The sequence below is a fragment of the Pseudomonas sp. 7P_10.2_Bac1 genome (assembly GCF_025465935.1).
Classification (GTDB): Bacteria; Pseudomonadota; Gammaproteobacteria; order Pseudomonadales; family Pseudomonadaceae; genus Aquipseudomonas.
Genome location: NZ_JANLNV010000059.1, coordinates 308,195 through 321,031, shown reverse-complemented (window position 1 = coordinate 321,031; position 12,837 = coordinate 308,195). Strand labels below are relative to the sequence as shown.

At 62.5% G+C, this 12,837-nt stretch carries 9 protein-coding genes; 4 read left to right on the top strand and 5 right to left on the bottom strand.

Translation table 11 applies throughout. The features are described 5' to 3' along the window. Positions 1–22: 22 nt before the first annotated feature. Positions 23–1,834 carry a DUF1302 domain-containing protein gene (locus NTD86_RS12660; protein ID WP_262202669.1) on the bottom strand — a complete coding sequence of 604 codons (1,812 nt, stop codon included), beginning with the start codon at positions 1,832–1,834 and terminating at the stop codon, positions 23–25. Positions 1,835–2,163: 329 nt separating this feature from the next. Between NTD86_RS12660 and NTD86_RS12655 the strand changes: the two genes are divergently transcribed. The 3 genes from NTD86_RS12655 (at position 2,164) to NTD86_RS12645 (ending at position 5,829) form a co-directional block, all read left to right on the top strand. After that, entirely contained in the window at positions 2,164–3,267 is a 1,104-nt protein-coding gene (locus NTD86_RS12655; protein ID WP_262202668.1) for a GlxA family transcriptional regulator, read from the top strand. Positions 3,268–3,495: 228 nt separating this feature from the next. Continuing rightward, positions 3,496–4,533 carry a branched-chain amino acid aminotransferase gene (locus tag NTD86_RS12650; RefSeq protein WP_262202667.1) on the top strand — a complete coding sequence of 346 codons (1,038 nt, stop codon included), beginning with the start codon at positions 3,496–3,498 and terminating at the stop codon, positions 4,531–4,533. A gap of 219 nt (positions 4,534–4,752) precedes the next feature. Continuing rightward, entirely contained in the window at positions 4,753–5,829 is a 1,077-nt protein-coding gene (locus tag NTD86_RS12645; RefSeq protein ID WP_262202665.1) for a sigma-54 interaction domain-containing protein, read from the top strand. 15 nt (positions 5,830–5,844) lie between these two features. Here the strand turns inward: NTD86_RS12645 and NTD86_RS12640 are convergent, their stop codons facing one another. The 4 genes from NTD86_RS12640 to NTD86_RS12625 form a co-directional block, all read right to left on the bottom strand. Further along, complete coding sequence (locus NTD86_RS12640) at positions 5,845–6,969, bottom strand: LLM class flavin-dependent oxidoreductase (RefSeq protein ID WP_262202663.1); 1,125 nt, start codon at positions 6,967–6,969, stop codon at positions 5,845–5,847. Position 6,970: 1 nt separating this feature from the next. Further along, on the bottom strand, positions 6,971–7,981 hold the full coding sequence (locus NTD86_RS12635) for an LLM class flavin-dependent oxidoreductase (RefSeq protein WP_262202661.1): 1,011 nt from the start codon (positions 7,979–7,981) through the stop codon (positions 6,971–6,973). 39 nt (positions 7,982–8,020) lie between these two features. Next, positions 8,021–8,962: an LLM class flavin-dependent oxidoreductase gene (locus NTD86_RS12630; RefSeq protein WP_262202659.1), complete on the bottom strand. Its 942-nt coding sequence runs from the start codon at positions 8,960–8,962 to the stop codon at positions 8,021–8,023. A 61-nt stretch (positions 8,963–9,023) separates the two neighbouring features. Further along, entirely contained in the window at positions 9,024–11,459 is a 2,436-nt protein-coding gene (locus tag NTD86_RS12625) for a TonB-dependent receptor plug domain-containing protein (RefSeq protein WP_262202657.1), read from the bottom strand. 369 nt (positions 11,460–11,828) lie between these two features. On the opposite strand from NTD86_RS12625, the gene NTD86_RS12620 reads away from it, so the two are divergent. Further along, positions 11,829–12,821, top strand: coding sequence for a P1 family peptidase (locus NTD86_RS12620; RefSeq protein ID WP_262202655.1), 993 nt, complete (start codon positions 11,829–11,831; stop codon positions 12,819–12,821). Positions 12,822–12,837 lie beyond the last annotated feature (16 nt).

The following is a 12,837-nucleotide window of genomic DNA, read 5'->3' as shown; positions in this document are numbered from 1 at the left end:
ATGGCCTTTTCAATAGGGGCGCTCAGAAGCGGATGCCGACACTGGCCTCTAACATGCTGCGATCGGCGACCAGGTTGTAATCGCCGCCACCGGTGTTCAGGTAGCTGACGTTGAAGGTGTAGGTTTTTTGGTATTCGCCATGCACGCCCAGCACCTGTGCGTAGCGGCCTTCGGAAAAAACGCCGTCATAGGCATGCCCTTTAACGTCATAGAGCACCGTCAGCGAAGGTGTCAGGTCGAGCCCCGGCAACACATTTTTATAGTGGATTTCGGCTTTGGCGCGGGTGCCCCAGGAAAACGGCGTGACAAACCCGTCCATTGAGCATTTAGCCGCCGGGCCGGTGCATTTCGCGTTATCACCGTAGGGCGCGCTGCCAAAACCGGGGCGGCCGTAGCGGCGCTCGTCGGTGTCCGGCAGATCGTGCACATATTTGAACCCGGCTTCGGCCGACAGCTTCATGTCACCGCCCAACACGTGGCCGAGCGGGCGGCTGGCACCAAGGTTGAATTGGCTGACGCGAAAGCGGTCGTAGCCGGGTGCCAAATAGCCGGTTGGGGTTTTAGTCAGATAAGCAAAGGGGCCGCTGCCGCCCAGCAAACCGGTAATGAAGTCCGAACCGTTCCAGGCAATGGGCTGGTTGGGCCGGTAGCTGTATTCGGCATAAATCCCGGTGCCGTCCGGGAGCCGGGTCTTGAAGTTAAGGGCGTAGAGGCGGATGTGGGTCGGGAAGGCGCGCTGGTAATACGCGGCCACGCCGGTGGGGGCGGCCTGGCCCAGGTTAGCGGCCGGGGGTGTCAGCACACCGGGCCCTGTGCGCACCACTTGGGTGATGGCATCGCGGCTGGTGTAGTCGGCGAAATACAAGCCAAACATGCCGACGTTATCCCACAAGTAGTGCAGGCCGGCGCCGTATTGGTTGTCGCTGGGGCGATGGTCCGGGCCGCGGGCCACGCTGTCCAGGGGGTTATTCAGGGCCTGGCCGTCCGGGGTAAAGATCGGGCGGCCGGCCAGCGAACTGAGGATGCTGCCGTTGAGTAAAAACTGGTTGCACCCGGGTTGCGCGTAATCGCTGGTCGACAGGAAAGTGCCGCAACCGGGGTAGGCATTGGGGCGCAACTCAAACTGATTAAAGGCATCGACGCTCAGGTTATCGGTCAGGGCCAGCTTGGCGTAAAGCGCGGGCATCGCCACGGTGCGGGCTTCGGCAATCGAGGTGCTGCGCCGGGCGGCGGCCCAGTCGAATGCGTTCACGGCCTGCAGGCCGCCCCCGATGGTGGTCGGTGTCACCCAAGGAATCGCCTGATCGCCAAGTCGGACCAACAGGTCATGCCCGCCCGGTTGGAAGTTGCCATACACGTAGGCATCGTCGATGACCGCGTTGGAAAACCGCGCCAGCGAGTCGAAACCGTCATCGCTCAAGGGTTTGCCGGAGCGATAGCCGTTCGGCACGCTGCCATAGTCCACGCCCTGATCTTTTTGCGCGTAGTCGTACCAGCCTTTGGCGCTGACAAACACGCCGAGGTTACGGTGGCTGAGGTCGGCTTGCAGATAGGTTTCCAGCGACGTCGACACGGCATCGCCGCGCTTGTAGTTGAGGTCGCCGTCATTGAACAGGTTCATGCCGTATTCGGTGCTGGTCAGGCGGTGGCTCGGGTTGTCCATGCGCCGCACCGTGCCCAGCTTCACGGCACCTTTAACGCTCAGGTGGGTGTCGTCCTGCTGCCATTCGATCCCTGGGCCGAGCCCGGACCGCAGGTCGCCGAACACCAGTTCGCCCCCTGATACCGGTGCTGTCATGCCTGCGCAGAGCAGCGCCGTGGAGAGTCCAGTCATGACGGGTTTGCCAGCCTTGGCCCACGCTTTTCTTATTGTTGTGTTCACTGAGCACTACCTTCGTTTTGTTTTTGTGGGATGCCAGGCGTTTTCAGTCTATCGCCCAAGGTCGGGCGCTAATACGGCGAATACCGACAGCAATAGGGCCAATATCGCCAGCCAAAACGCTGGCTAAACAACGGGCGCCGCGCTTGGCGTGCGCTTTATCCAGGTGGATTGAACGTGTAGGCGTAGGGTGCGAGGGAGGTGCGACGAGTGCCGCTGGCAGACAGGGCATAGAGATAAAGCTAATATCGCCAACAATAAGTCCAATATCGCCGGGTTAGCCCATGAACGTCCGAATTGATTTACTCCACGGCCCGCATAGCATGGCCGGGACGCTGTTCAGCGTTATCGATATTCTGCGCACCTTCAACACGCTCTGGCAGATGCGTAACCCCGACAAGCGGGGGGCGTTCTTTCACTGGCGGCTGATTAATGCGGTGGGTAAGGAGCTGCCGCTGCCCGACTGGATGACGGCCATGCAGTCGCCTGCCGGTGGGCGCAAAACCTTACGGCCCTCGCAAACTGCGCTGTTTGTCCCGGGCGTGCAGATGAAAAGCGTCCCGGACCTCAACCATGTGCTCGATCAATGCAGCGAAGAGCTGAACTGCATCGCCCGCTACCACTCCCAAGGCCGGGTGATTGCGGCCAGCTTCAACGGCCCGGTGATGCTGGCGCGTGCCGGTGTGCTCAATGGTCGGCGTGCCACGGTTACGTGGATGATTGCCAACTGGTTTGCGTCCAGCTTCCCCGGCGTGCAGATGGCGATGGAAGGCCCGGTGGTGGTGGATGGCCCGTTTTTTACTGCCGGGGCACCGGCGGCGGTCTGTGACCTGGTGGTTGAACTGATTCGCCATTTTGCGGGCGAAGAAATGGCGCAAATTGCGACCAACGGGCTGCTCTATCACCCCATGCGTTTTGAGCAGTCGGGCCTGAACTTCCCCGGCATCTCGGTGAAAACCCGCGACAGTGTGGTGTTTCGAGCCAAGCACTGGATTCAGCAGCATATTCAGACCCCCTACAGCCTTGAGCGCGTGGCTCAGGCCGCGACCGCCAGCCCGCGCACCTTGTTGCGGCATTTCAAGGAGGTCGAAGGCATGACCCCGCTGGACTACCTGCACCGCCTGCGGGTGGAACGGGCCAAACAGCTGCTGGAAGTGACACTGATCGACCTGACTGAGGTCATGGAGTATTGCGGCTACCAAGATGCCAGTGCCTTTCGCCGCCTGTTTAGGCGCGCCACCGGGGTTACGCCCTCTGAATACCGGCGACGCTACACCATGCGTGTTTCCAGTCGTTGGTGGCGCGCCGATGAGCCGGGTGCCGACGAGCGGGCAGATGACCTGATCAAGTCACTGGGGATTGAACCGGGCGACAACGCGGGCCATTGATGGCAGTCAGCCCCATCGAGACACTTGCCTAACCGGTTTTTCCGTGCAATAAAAATGGCCACTTTGGTTCGGCCTTCAGGGCTCAACACGACGAACCGCACGTTATTTTTCGCAAATACTTAATGACCCCGGTGCGCTGGCCGTGAGTGGCTGGCACACTGGCCCGTGATAAAGGCATCGACCTTGCCGATGCCGCATAACCTGCCAAGAACCGCTTTCGAGGTAATCATGTCTGTCCCGAGTATCGACTGGAGCACATTGGGCTTCAATTACATCAAAACCGACTATCGCTACCTGTCTCGCTGGAGCGACGACAAGTGGGACAACGGTGTGCTGACTGAAGACAACGTGCTGCACATCAGCGAAGGGTCCACCGCTCTGCACTATGGGCAACAGTGCTTCGAAGGCCTGAAGGCCTACCGCTGCAAGGACGGCTCGATCAACCTGTTCCGCCCGGACCAGAACGCCCTGCGCATGCAACGCAGCTGCGACCGTTTGATGATGCCGCGTGTGTCGGTCGAGCAGTTCATCGATGCCTGCACCGAGGTCGTCAAAGCCAACGAACACTTCATCCCGCCATACGGCTCGGGTGGCGCTCTGTACCTGCGTCCGTTCGTGATCGGCGTAGGCGACAACATCGGCGTGCGCACCGCCCCTGAGTTCATCTTCAGCGTGTTCTGCATCCCGGTTGGCCCGTATTTCAAAGGCGGCATGAAACCGTGCGACTTCAGCATTTCCGACTTTGACCGCGCAGCCCCTAACGGCACCGGCGCAGCCAAAGTGGGCGGCAACTACGCGGCCAGCCTGCTGCCGGGTTCCGAAGCCAAGAAGGCCGGTTTTGCAGATTGCATCTACCTGGACCCGCTGACCCACACCTACATCGAAGAAGTCGGCTCGGCCAACTTCTTTGCAATCACCAAAGACAACGAACTGGTCACCCCACGTTCGGCGTCGGTACTGCCGGGCATCACCCGTCTGTCGTTGATGGCTCTGGCCAAAGACCGCCTGGGCCTGACCGTGATTGAAGGCGACGTCCGTGCAGACGAGCTGGACCGCTTCACCGAAGCGGGCGCTTGCGGCACCGCGGCCGTAATCACCCCGATTGGCGGCATTCAGTACGCTGGCAAACTGCACGTCTTCCACAGCCAGGAAACCGTAGGGCCGGTAACCCAGCGCTTGTACAACGAACTCACCGGCATCCAGTCCGGCGACGTTGAAGCACCGGCTGGCTGGATCGTGAAGATCCCGGCGTCGCAAAAGGCTTAACCAAGCCTGCCTTGCACTGACTGTAGGAGCCAACTGTCTCGCGATCTTTTAAACGATCAAAAGATCGCGAGGCAAGCTTGCTCCTACAGGTGCCTTGTTTTTTATCTTCTCCAATATCTTGAAAAGTTTGGTAGTAATTCTTTTTAAGTATTTCTAGCTATAACTCCCGCTCGGTAAAGTATCACTCTCCGACAGTTACCTACGCTGGAATGCCTTGCCATGAGCGGCCCCCTGGGACATCCGACCCCGATTTTGACGTTCCCTCAGGGTGAAAAGGACCCCCTGTCCATCCGGGCCAAGGCCCTGGTTTTTGCTGACCCGCGTTCGCGCCAGTTGCTGGAGTTTTTGCAGCGCGTGGGGCCGAGCGAGGTGCCGGTGTTGATCAACGGTGAAACCGGTACCGGCAAGGAGCTGGTCGCGCGTTATCTGCATGCCGCCAGTGGTCGGCCGGGCGCTTTTGTCGCGGTTAACTGCGGGGCGATCAGTGAAACCCTCGCCGAGAGTGAGTTTTTCGGTCACGAAGCCGGTGCTTTTTCCGGAGCCACCGGACGCCGCGCAGGCTGGTTTGAAGAGGCCGATGGCGGCACGCTGTTCCTCGATGAAATTGGCGATCTGCCGCTGCCCTTGCAGGTCAAACTGCTGCGGGTGTTGCAGGAGCAGGAAGTGGTGCGCGTCGGGTCGCGCAAGCCGGTGAAGATTGATGTGCGGCTGGTGACGGCCACCAACGTCGATCTGGAGCAAGCGGTGGAGGCGGGCAATTTCCGTCTTGACCTGTTTTACCGGATCAACGTCGCTCAAGTGGGCGTGTTGCCGCTGCGCGAGCGACCGTTGGACATCCTGCCGCTGGTGGAGCATTTCCGCCGCATCTACAGCGCGCGGTTGAAGATCAATGAACCGATGCTTTCTGAGTCAGCCACGCAAGCGCTGCTCGAGTACCCGTGGCCGGGCAATATTCGTGAGTTGGAAAACGTTGTGCACCTGGCGTTGCTGGTGGCCGGTGACAAGCCGATTCGTCCGGAGCACTTGAAGTTTTCCGGCGGGCTGAGCGTGGCCAAGGCGAGCGCGAGCAGTGTTAACAGGCTGCCGCAAGAAGTGATGCGTGAACAGTTGTTGCGCCTGTTCGAGGTGCCGGGCGATACGCTGCTGCACGACATTGAAGATTTGATTGTGCGCGAGGCGTTTGCCTTTTGCGGTTTCAATCAACTGCGCACCGCCGCGCTGCTGGGCATCACCCGCAATGCGATGCGCACCTTGCTGGTCAATCACGGGATGCTCAAGGGGCGCACTCAGGGCTGAGTGCGCCGCCTGTTGTCAGCCGCGTTGCGCGTGAGTGATGCGGCGCAACAGCGGCAGTAATTCCGCGCCTTGGTGAATCGCCTCTTCCAGATGCGGGAAGCCCGATAGCACGAAGCACTCCACGCCCAGTTGGTAGTACTCCTCAATCCGCTGGGCCACCTGTTCGTAGCTGCCCACCAGCGCAGTACCTGCACCGCCGCGCACCAGACCGACCCCGGCCCAGAGGTTGGCCGACACTTCCAGTTCCCGCGCGCGTCGTCCGCGCCCTTTGACCAGCCCGGTCTGGCGTGTTTGCCCCACCGATTCATAGGTCGCCATCTGCAACTGCGCCTGTTCGATGGCCTCTTTGGGGATCTCTTCCAGCAACCGCTCGACATGCGCCCAGGCGGCATCATCGGTAGGCGCGGCAAACACGTGCACGCGCAGACCGAAACGCAGGGCACGCCCGCGTGCGGCGGCCAGTTCCCGCATGTGCTGGATGCGCTCGGCGATCATCGCCGGGGGCTCGCACCACATCAGGTAGGTCTGGGCATGGGCTGCGCCGACTTGCTCGGCAGCGTCCGAAGCACCGCCGAAGTAAATGGCCGGCGCCTGGGCCTGGGGCGCAATCGGGCCGCCGCCACCGCTGCGGTAAAAGCGCCCATGGAAGGGCTGGCTGCGGCCGCGCCAGACCGATTGGAAGACCTCGAGAAACTCGGCGGTGCGCGCATAACGCTCGTCGTGCTCAAGAAAATCTCCCAGCGAGCGCTGCTCGAAACGACTTGAACCGCTGACCACGTGCAGGTCCAGACGGCCATCGCTGAGCAACTGCAGGGTCGCCGCACGGTGGGCGCTGTAGGCGGGCAGTTCGAGCCCTGGCCGTAACGTCAGCAGAAAGCGCAGGCGGCGCACCTCTTGGGCCAGCACGGCGGTGATCAGCCAAGGGTCTTCAAAACCGCTGGCGGTCGGCACCATGATCCCGTCGAAGTCGCCGAGTTCGGCAGCGCGCACCACCTGGCGCAAGTAGTCGAGGGTGGGCGCGCGTTCGCCTTGCTGGAACAGCCCGACGCTGGGCAGGCCGCTGCTGGTCAGGTGCCGGCCGTCGCCGTTGGTGGGCAGGAACCAGTTGAGCTCGATGGGGCCGTTAACCGATGTGGTCATGTCAGGTGTTCTCCTTGCGCAGGCCCTGGGCCGCCAGCAGGGGCAGGACCTGTTCACCAAAGCGCAGCACGTCGCTGACCGACGGCTGGCCCTGAATGACAATGTGTTCGATGCCCAGGCCGTGCAGCTCTTGCAGGCGGGTCGCGAGTTGCTGGGGTGTGCCGATCAGATAGACCGGCTGCCCTGATTCCACTTGCAGCAGGTTGGGATGGACCTCGAAACGGCGCAGCGGATGAGCGTCGCGTTGCAACCGCAACACGCTGTCATCGCTGCTGGCCGCGACGGCAGGCGGCGCTGACAGTTGTCGGGCGGCTGCTTCCCAGGCCCGCGCCTCGGTGTCCGCGAGGATCAGCCCCAAGGTGCAGGCAAACGTCAGTGGCGCAGAGGGGTTCGCGTCGCGCTGACGCTCGATGGCTTGGCGCAAGCGCCCCGGAGGCGCGGCACTCAACAGGCACATCTGGGCCTGGCTGGCGATCAGTGCCGGGCTCTGGCTGTCGTTGAGAATAATGGCCGGAGCCGGGAGATCGCGTCGGGCGTAACCGGCATTTTCCAGCTGAAAATAGCGACCGCTGTAGGTAAAGCCACGTTCGCTGCCACGCAGCAGACGGTTAAGGATGTCGAGGTATTCGCCGATACTTTCGCTGCGCTGGTCACGGTTGAGCCAGTCGTCGAAGGTGTGGCGCAAATGGCTCTGCTGGCTGTCGGGCAAGTGCAGGCGCACGCGATTGGCGCTGATTGATTGCAGGCTCTGCACGGTGCTGGCCAGCGCGGCGGGCAGCATCACTTGCGGCGGCACGCTGACGGTGAGGTGCAGGCGCCGGGTATGTGCGCACAGCGCGGCGGCGACCCCCAGACTGTCGGCACACTGAGCACCGCCGGGAATCCACAGGCCATCAAGCCCGGCGTATTCGACGGCCTGGGCCACCTGAATCCAGTGCCCCGGCTGCACTGTCCAGTCGGGTCTCGCTCCCGATTCGCAGAGCGGCAGTTGCCAACTAAATTCAAGGGCCATGGGCAGGTTCCGTCGAGGGTGAAAAAGGGTGCGCTGGCGTCATCTTACCGTTGCCTGCGCCGGTGTGCTGGCACTGAAACGGTTGGCCGGACGCGGCAGGCCCAAGTGTTCGCGCAACGTGCTGGCGGTGTAGTCGTGGCGGAACAGACCGCGTTGTTGCAACAGCGGGATGACCTCATCGACAAAGCGGTGGAGGGCATCAGGGCAAGAGGGGAAGTGCACCTGAAAACCATCGCAGGCGCGGGCCTGAAACCACTGCTCGAAGCGTTCGGCGACCTCGCTGGGCGTGCCCGAGAGTGAGTGGTCAGTGATCAGAATCTTGAGGTGTTTCGGGTCACGGCCCAACGCGGCAGCGCGCTGTTTGATGGCTTGGTAGAAGCCTTGGGCGGCAGGGAGTGCGTCGTGCGCGGTGACGATAACGTCTGCCACGCGGGCGGCCAGAGCGATGTCTGTTTCTGTTGTGACGACCTGCACCCGCACGGGATGGCCTTGTGGCGGGCGGGCGACGTTCAGTGGGCCGCGTACCGAAAAGTGTTCGCCCCGGTGATTCAGGGTGTGCAGCCTGGCCGGGTCGAAGTAGCGACCGCTGGCCTTGTCGCGAATAAAAGCCTCGTCATCCCAGCTGTCCCACAAGCCGGTGACCACATCATGGAGCTCTTCAGCGCGCTCGCGATGCAGTTCGCTGACACCCCAGGCGGCGCGGCCTTGGGACAGGTGGTCGAGGGAGGCGAGTTTACGGGCGATGTGGAAAGGCTCGGTGTCGCTTGGGGTGGCGATCAGGCCGATGCGATCGGTGACGGCGGCCAGGGCTGACAGCAAGGTCAGCGCTTCAAAATAGTCAGGCAGTGCGTTGAAGCTCAGTGCATCGAACTTGCCGCGCTCGGCGCTGCGGACGAGGACCTTGAGGCGTTCGACGTCCAGGCCAGGGCTGTTGCTGGTGAAACAAGCGCCCAGTATCAGTGGGTCGGTACGGCGGGTCATGACAGCCTCCGTGCAAGTGTTCGGCAAAACCCTGCCGCCGCTGGGGCGGCAGGGCAATGGGTCAGAAGTTGTATGTCACGCCGGTGTACCAGTAACCACCCGTGGTGCCGTACGGCGAGAAGTTGCCGTATGGGAAGGCGCCCGAGCTGCTCGGCAGGTGGGTGCGTTCCGGGTAGATGTTGAACAGGTTGTTGGCGCCCGCCGTCAGGGTCAGGCTCGAGGTCAGGTGGTAGTCCACGTTCAGGTCGGTGATCCAGGCTGGCGAGAAGGTGCGGTCGTAGATTTCTGCGGTGCCGTACTGGGTGTACTCGCCGTAGCGGGTCAAGTTCAGGCCGACATCGAACTTGTTGATGGTCCAGGTGGTGCCCAGGATCAGCTTGGATTCCGGGTTGCCGTGCTTGAGGTTGCCCTGGCGCTGACGGTTGTAGCCGCCGTCCGCGCCCAGGGTTGCCTGGGCCAGTGGCGAGGCGTGGATGTCGTCAATTTCAGTGGTGTTCCAGTTAAAGCCCAGGGTGTAGCGCAGGTTGCCGTAGGCGCCCAGGTTCTGGCGGTAGTCACCGATCAGGTCGATCCCGCGGGTGGTGGTGTCCAGGGCGTTGGTGAAGTAAGTCACCGCCTGGTTGGTCGGCAGCCCGGCGGCGGCAAGGATCGCGTCGATTTGCGGCGTACCGCCCAGGTAGCCGGTCTGGTCGATGCGGTCTTTGATTTTGATCTGGTAGGCATCAAGGGTGATGCTGGTGGCATCGGTCGGTTGCAGGGTCAGGCCCAAGGCGAAGTTGGTGGACTTCTCTGGCTTGAGGGTGGTGGCGCCCAAGGCCTTGGCCACGTCAGAGTCGACCGCCACGTTGCGGTAGTTGAACAGGTTGCCGTTGACGCTGGTCTGCGAGGTCGAGCTGTAGATCTGCTGGGCCAGCGACGGTGCACGGAAGCCGGTGCTGACGCTGCCGCGCACGGCGAGGATCGGGGTCAACTGGTAGCGAGTGGCGATCTTGCCGTTGGTGGTGGTGCCCGAACCGTCGTTGTAGTGCTCGTAACGGCCTGCCAGATCGACATGCCATTTATCGGTCAGGTCCTGTCCGACCTCGCCATAAGCGGCCAGGCTGGTGCGGCCTTTTTGGTCAGCATCTGCGGGCGTGGTACCGGCCCCGGAGATGGTGCCCGGTGCAATCGGGTTACCGCTGGCGCCGGTGTCGAACGGGCCGCTGGCGTAGGAGGCGTAGTCACCCTTGCCGATTTTGTAGTTCTCGTAGCGCTGCTCGAGGCCCCAGGAAATTTGCGTCGGCTTGGCCAGGCCGAAGTCAAATGAGCGGGTCAGGTCGAGGTTGTTGGTCCATTGGCTGAAGGTCTTCACGCCGGTGTCCACCGAGGTCGGCGAGTCGGGGCCGTAGCTCAGGTTATAGGTATGGCGCAGGGTCGCTTCGGCGTGGTCCTGACCGTAGGTGCTGGACAGGTCGTAGTCCCAGCCAGCCACGGTGCCTTTGCCACCGAACGCCACCTGGAAGTCGTTTTCGATAAAGCGCAGGGTGTCTTCAATCCCGTCCGGGAATGGCGTGGCAATGCCGTCAAAGCTTGCAGGCTGGTGGAATGCCAGAGGTTTTTCAGAGTTACGGCGGGTGTAGGTCGAGAACGAGTACAGGGTCAGGTCATCGCTGACCGGCAATTCGGCGTTGTAGCCCATGCTGAAGTTGCGCGCTTCCGGCAGGCCGGTGCCGTAGTAGGTGTGTTCCAGGCTGGTGTTGCCCGCGCTGTCGGTGTACGGGGCTTTGTCGGAGCGGTCGGAGACTTTCTGGTGTCTGACGTCCAGGCCAAAGTTGATAAAACCGTCGTTGGGCAGGGCGAGGCCGACGTCGCCGGTCTGGCGGATGGTTTCGCCGTCGCCGTTTTGGTAGTTCTGGCCGTAGGTGGTTTTAAGGCTGCCACCGTGGTCGGTCTGTTTGAGGACGATGTTGATCACCCCGGCGATGGCATCCGAGCCGTACTGGGCTGAAGCGCCGTCACGCAGGATCTCGACATGATCGATCAACGCGGTGGGGATCATGTCCAGGTCGACCGGCTGCGAGCCGGAGTTCAGCGACGTACCGTTGTTGAGCAGGGCGCTGTTGTGGCGGCGTTTACCGTTCACCAGCACCAGCACTTGGTCGCCGTTCAGGCCGCGCAAGCTGATCGGGCGCACCACCGAGGCCGAGCCGTAACCGGACGAGGCGGGTAGGTTGATGGACGGCAACACGCGGTTCAGGGCACGGGTCAGGTCCGGCTCGCCAGTGGCCAGCAACTGCTGGGAGGAGATCACATCCACCGGCGCCGTGCTTTCTGCCAGGGTACGGGCCTGGCCCCGGTTGCCCACCACCACCACGGTGTCCAGCGGGTTATCGGTCTTGGTCTCGGCGGCCAGCAGCGGGCTCCCGGCAGTCGCGGCTTCGCACAGCGCCAGAAACAGCAGGCTGTGGGCGAAGGTCTTGCGCGGCTGGCGTAAACCAGTGATGCGTGAAGAAGTCATGGTACGAAGGCTCCAGTATGTTCCCCGGTTCGCGCCCTGCTGGGTGGCCAACCTTTTGGGTAAGGCGACGGGGTCAGCGTCGCGAAAAAGTAGGTAAAGGCGGCTTGTTGCGGATGCTCTGGGTCATCGGTCTCAAGCTCTGGTACAGGTCCCTTGAGCAAGGCCTGTGCCATTGTTGAAAAGCCTTTGTTAACAACGGCTTGCAGGCTTCGTGCAGCGGGTAGTGGTGTTTTTGTAGCAATGGCCGATCAGGGTGTTGCTTTTTCTACAGGGGGGATGAGGGGCGAACCGGGGGCTTGACGGCTTGGGGGGCGTTGGCACATGACTTGCTCCACCTCAGGCACCACCACCTATTCAGGAAGCGATTCAATGCCACATCCCGGACCCCGCAACTTGCTCACTGACATCCCTGGCCTGCTGGTCGGCCACGCCATCGATGAGCGTGTCGACACGGGCGTCACGGTGATCCGTACCGAACGTGCCTGGACAGCCAGCGTCGATATTCGTGGCGGTGGGCCGGGCGGGCGCGAGTCGGCGGCGCTGGAGCCGGAGAACATGGTGGGCCAACTGCATGCCATGGTGTTTTCCGGTGGCTCGGTGTTTGGCTTGGGCGCTGCGGATGCGGTCACGGCGGCGTTGTCGGTGCAAGGTGTTGGCCTGCATTTGAAGGCGGGCGCGCCAGCCATCCCCATCGTCCCGGCGGCGGTGCTGCATGATTTGGCCAACGACGGCGACAAGGACTGGGGGCTGGAGCCGCCTTATCGTCGGCTGGGCTTTGAAGCGCTGGACAACTGCGGCGTTGATTTCGCCCTGGGCGCGGCGGGCGCTGGGCGTGGTGCCATGGCCGGTGTGCTGCAAGGCGGGCTGGGTTCGGCGTCGCTGGACTTGGGCGACGGGCTTGTTGTCGCGGCGCTGGTGGTGGCCAACCCGATTGGTTCGGTGTACATGCCCGATGGCGAAACCTTCTGGGCGTGGCCGTGGGAGATCGAAGGCGAGGCGGGTGGAGCAAGGCCGCAAGGTGAACAGGCATGCAATGACCCGATGCCGGAATTGTCGCGGCTGGATTCGATGGGGCGCTTGCAGGCCGGGGCCAACACCACGCTGGTGGTGGTCGCCAGCAATGCGCAGATGAGTACGGCGGACTGCAAGCGCGTGGCGATCATGGCTCAGGACGGCATTGCCATGGCCGTGCGCCCGGCGCATTTGCCGTTCGATGGCGACACCGTGTTTGCCCTGGCCAGCGGTGAGGTTGAGTTGAGCCCAGGGCCGCGGCGCCAGGTCGATATCGGCCGCATTGGCTCCGCAGCCGCTACCTGCGTCGCCCGCGCGATTGCCCGCGGCGTGTACGAAGCCCGCCGTTGAAACACCACTCTGTAGG

Excerpts from the sequence above, each read along its gene's own strand:
- NTD86_RS12660 (WP_262202669.1), bottom strand. The coding sequence starts at position 1,834 with ATGACTGGACTCTCCACGGCGCTGCTCTGCGCAGGCATGACAGCACCG.
- NTD86_RS12640 (WP_262202663.1), bottom strand. The coding sequence starts at position 6,969 with ATGACCACATCGGTTAACGGCCCCATCGAGCTCAACTGGTTCCTGCCC.
- NTD86_RS12630 (WP_262202659.1), bottom strand. The coding sequence starts at position 8,962 with ATGACCCGCCGTACCGACCCACTGATACTGGGCGCTTGTTTCACCAGC.
- NTD86_RS12635 (WP_262202661.1), bottom strand. The coding sequence starts at position 7,981 with ATGGCCCTTGAATTTAGTTGGCAACTGCCGCTCTGCGAATCGGGAGCG.
- NTD86_RS12655 (WP_262202668.1), top strand. The coding sequence starts at position 2,164 with ATGAACGTCCGAATTGATTTACTCCACGGCCCGCATAGCATGGCCGGG.
- NTD86_RS12645 (WP_262202665.1), top strand. The coding sequence starts at position 4,753 with ATGAGCGGCCCCCTGGGACATCCGACCCCGATTTTGACGTTCCCTCAG.
- NTD86_RS12650 (WP_262202667.1), top strand. The coding sequence starts at position 3,496 with ATGTCTGTCCCGAGTATCGACTGGAGCACATTGGGCTTCAATTACATC.
- NTD86_RS12625 (WP_262202657.1), bottom strand. The coding sequence starts at position 11,459 with ATGACTTCTTCACGCATCACTGGTTTACGCCAGCCGCGCAAGACCTTC.
- NTD86_RS12620 (WP_262202655.1), top strand. The coding sequence starts at position 11,829 with ATGCCACATCCCGGACCCCGCAACTTGCTCACTGACATCCCTGGCCTG.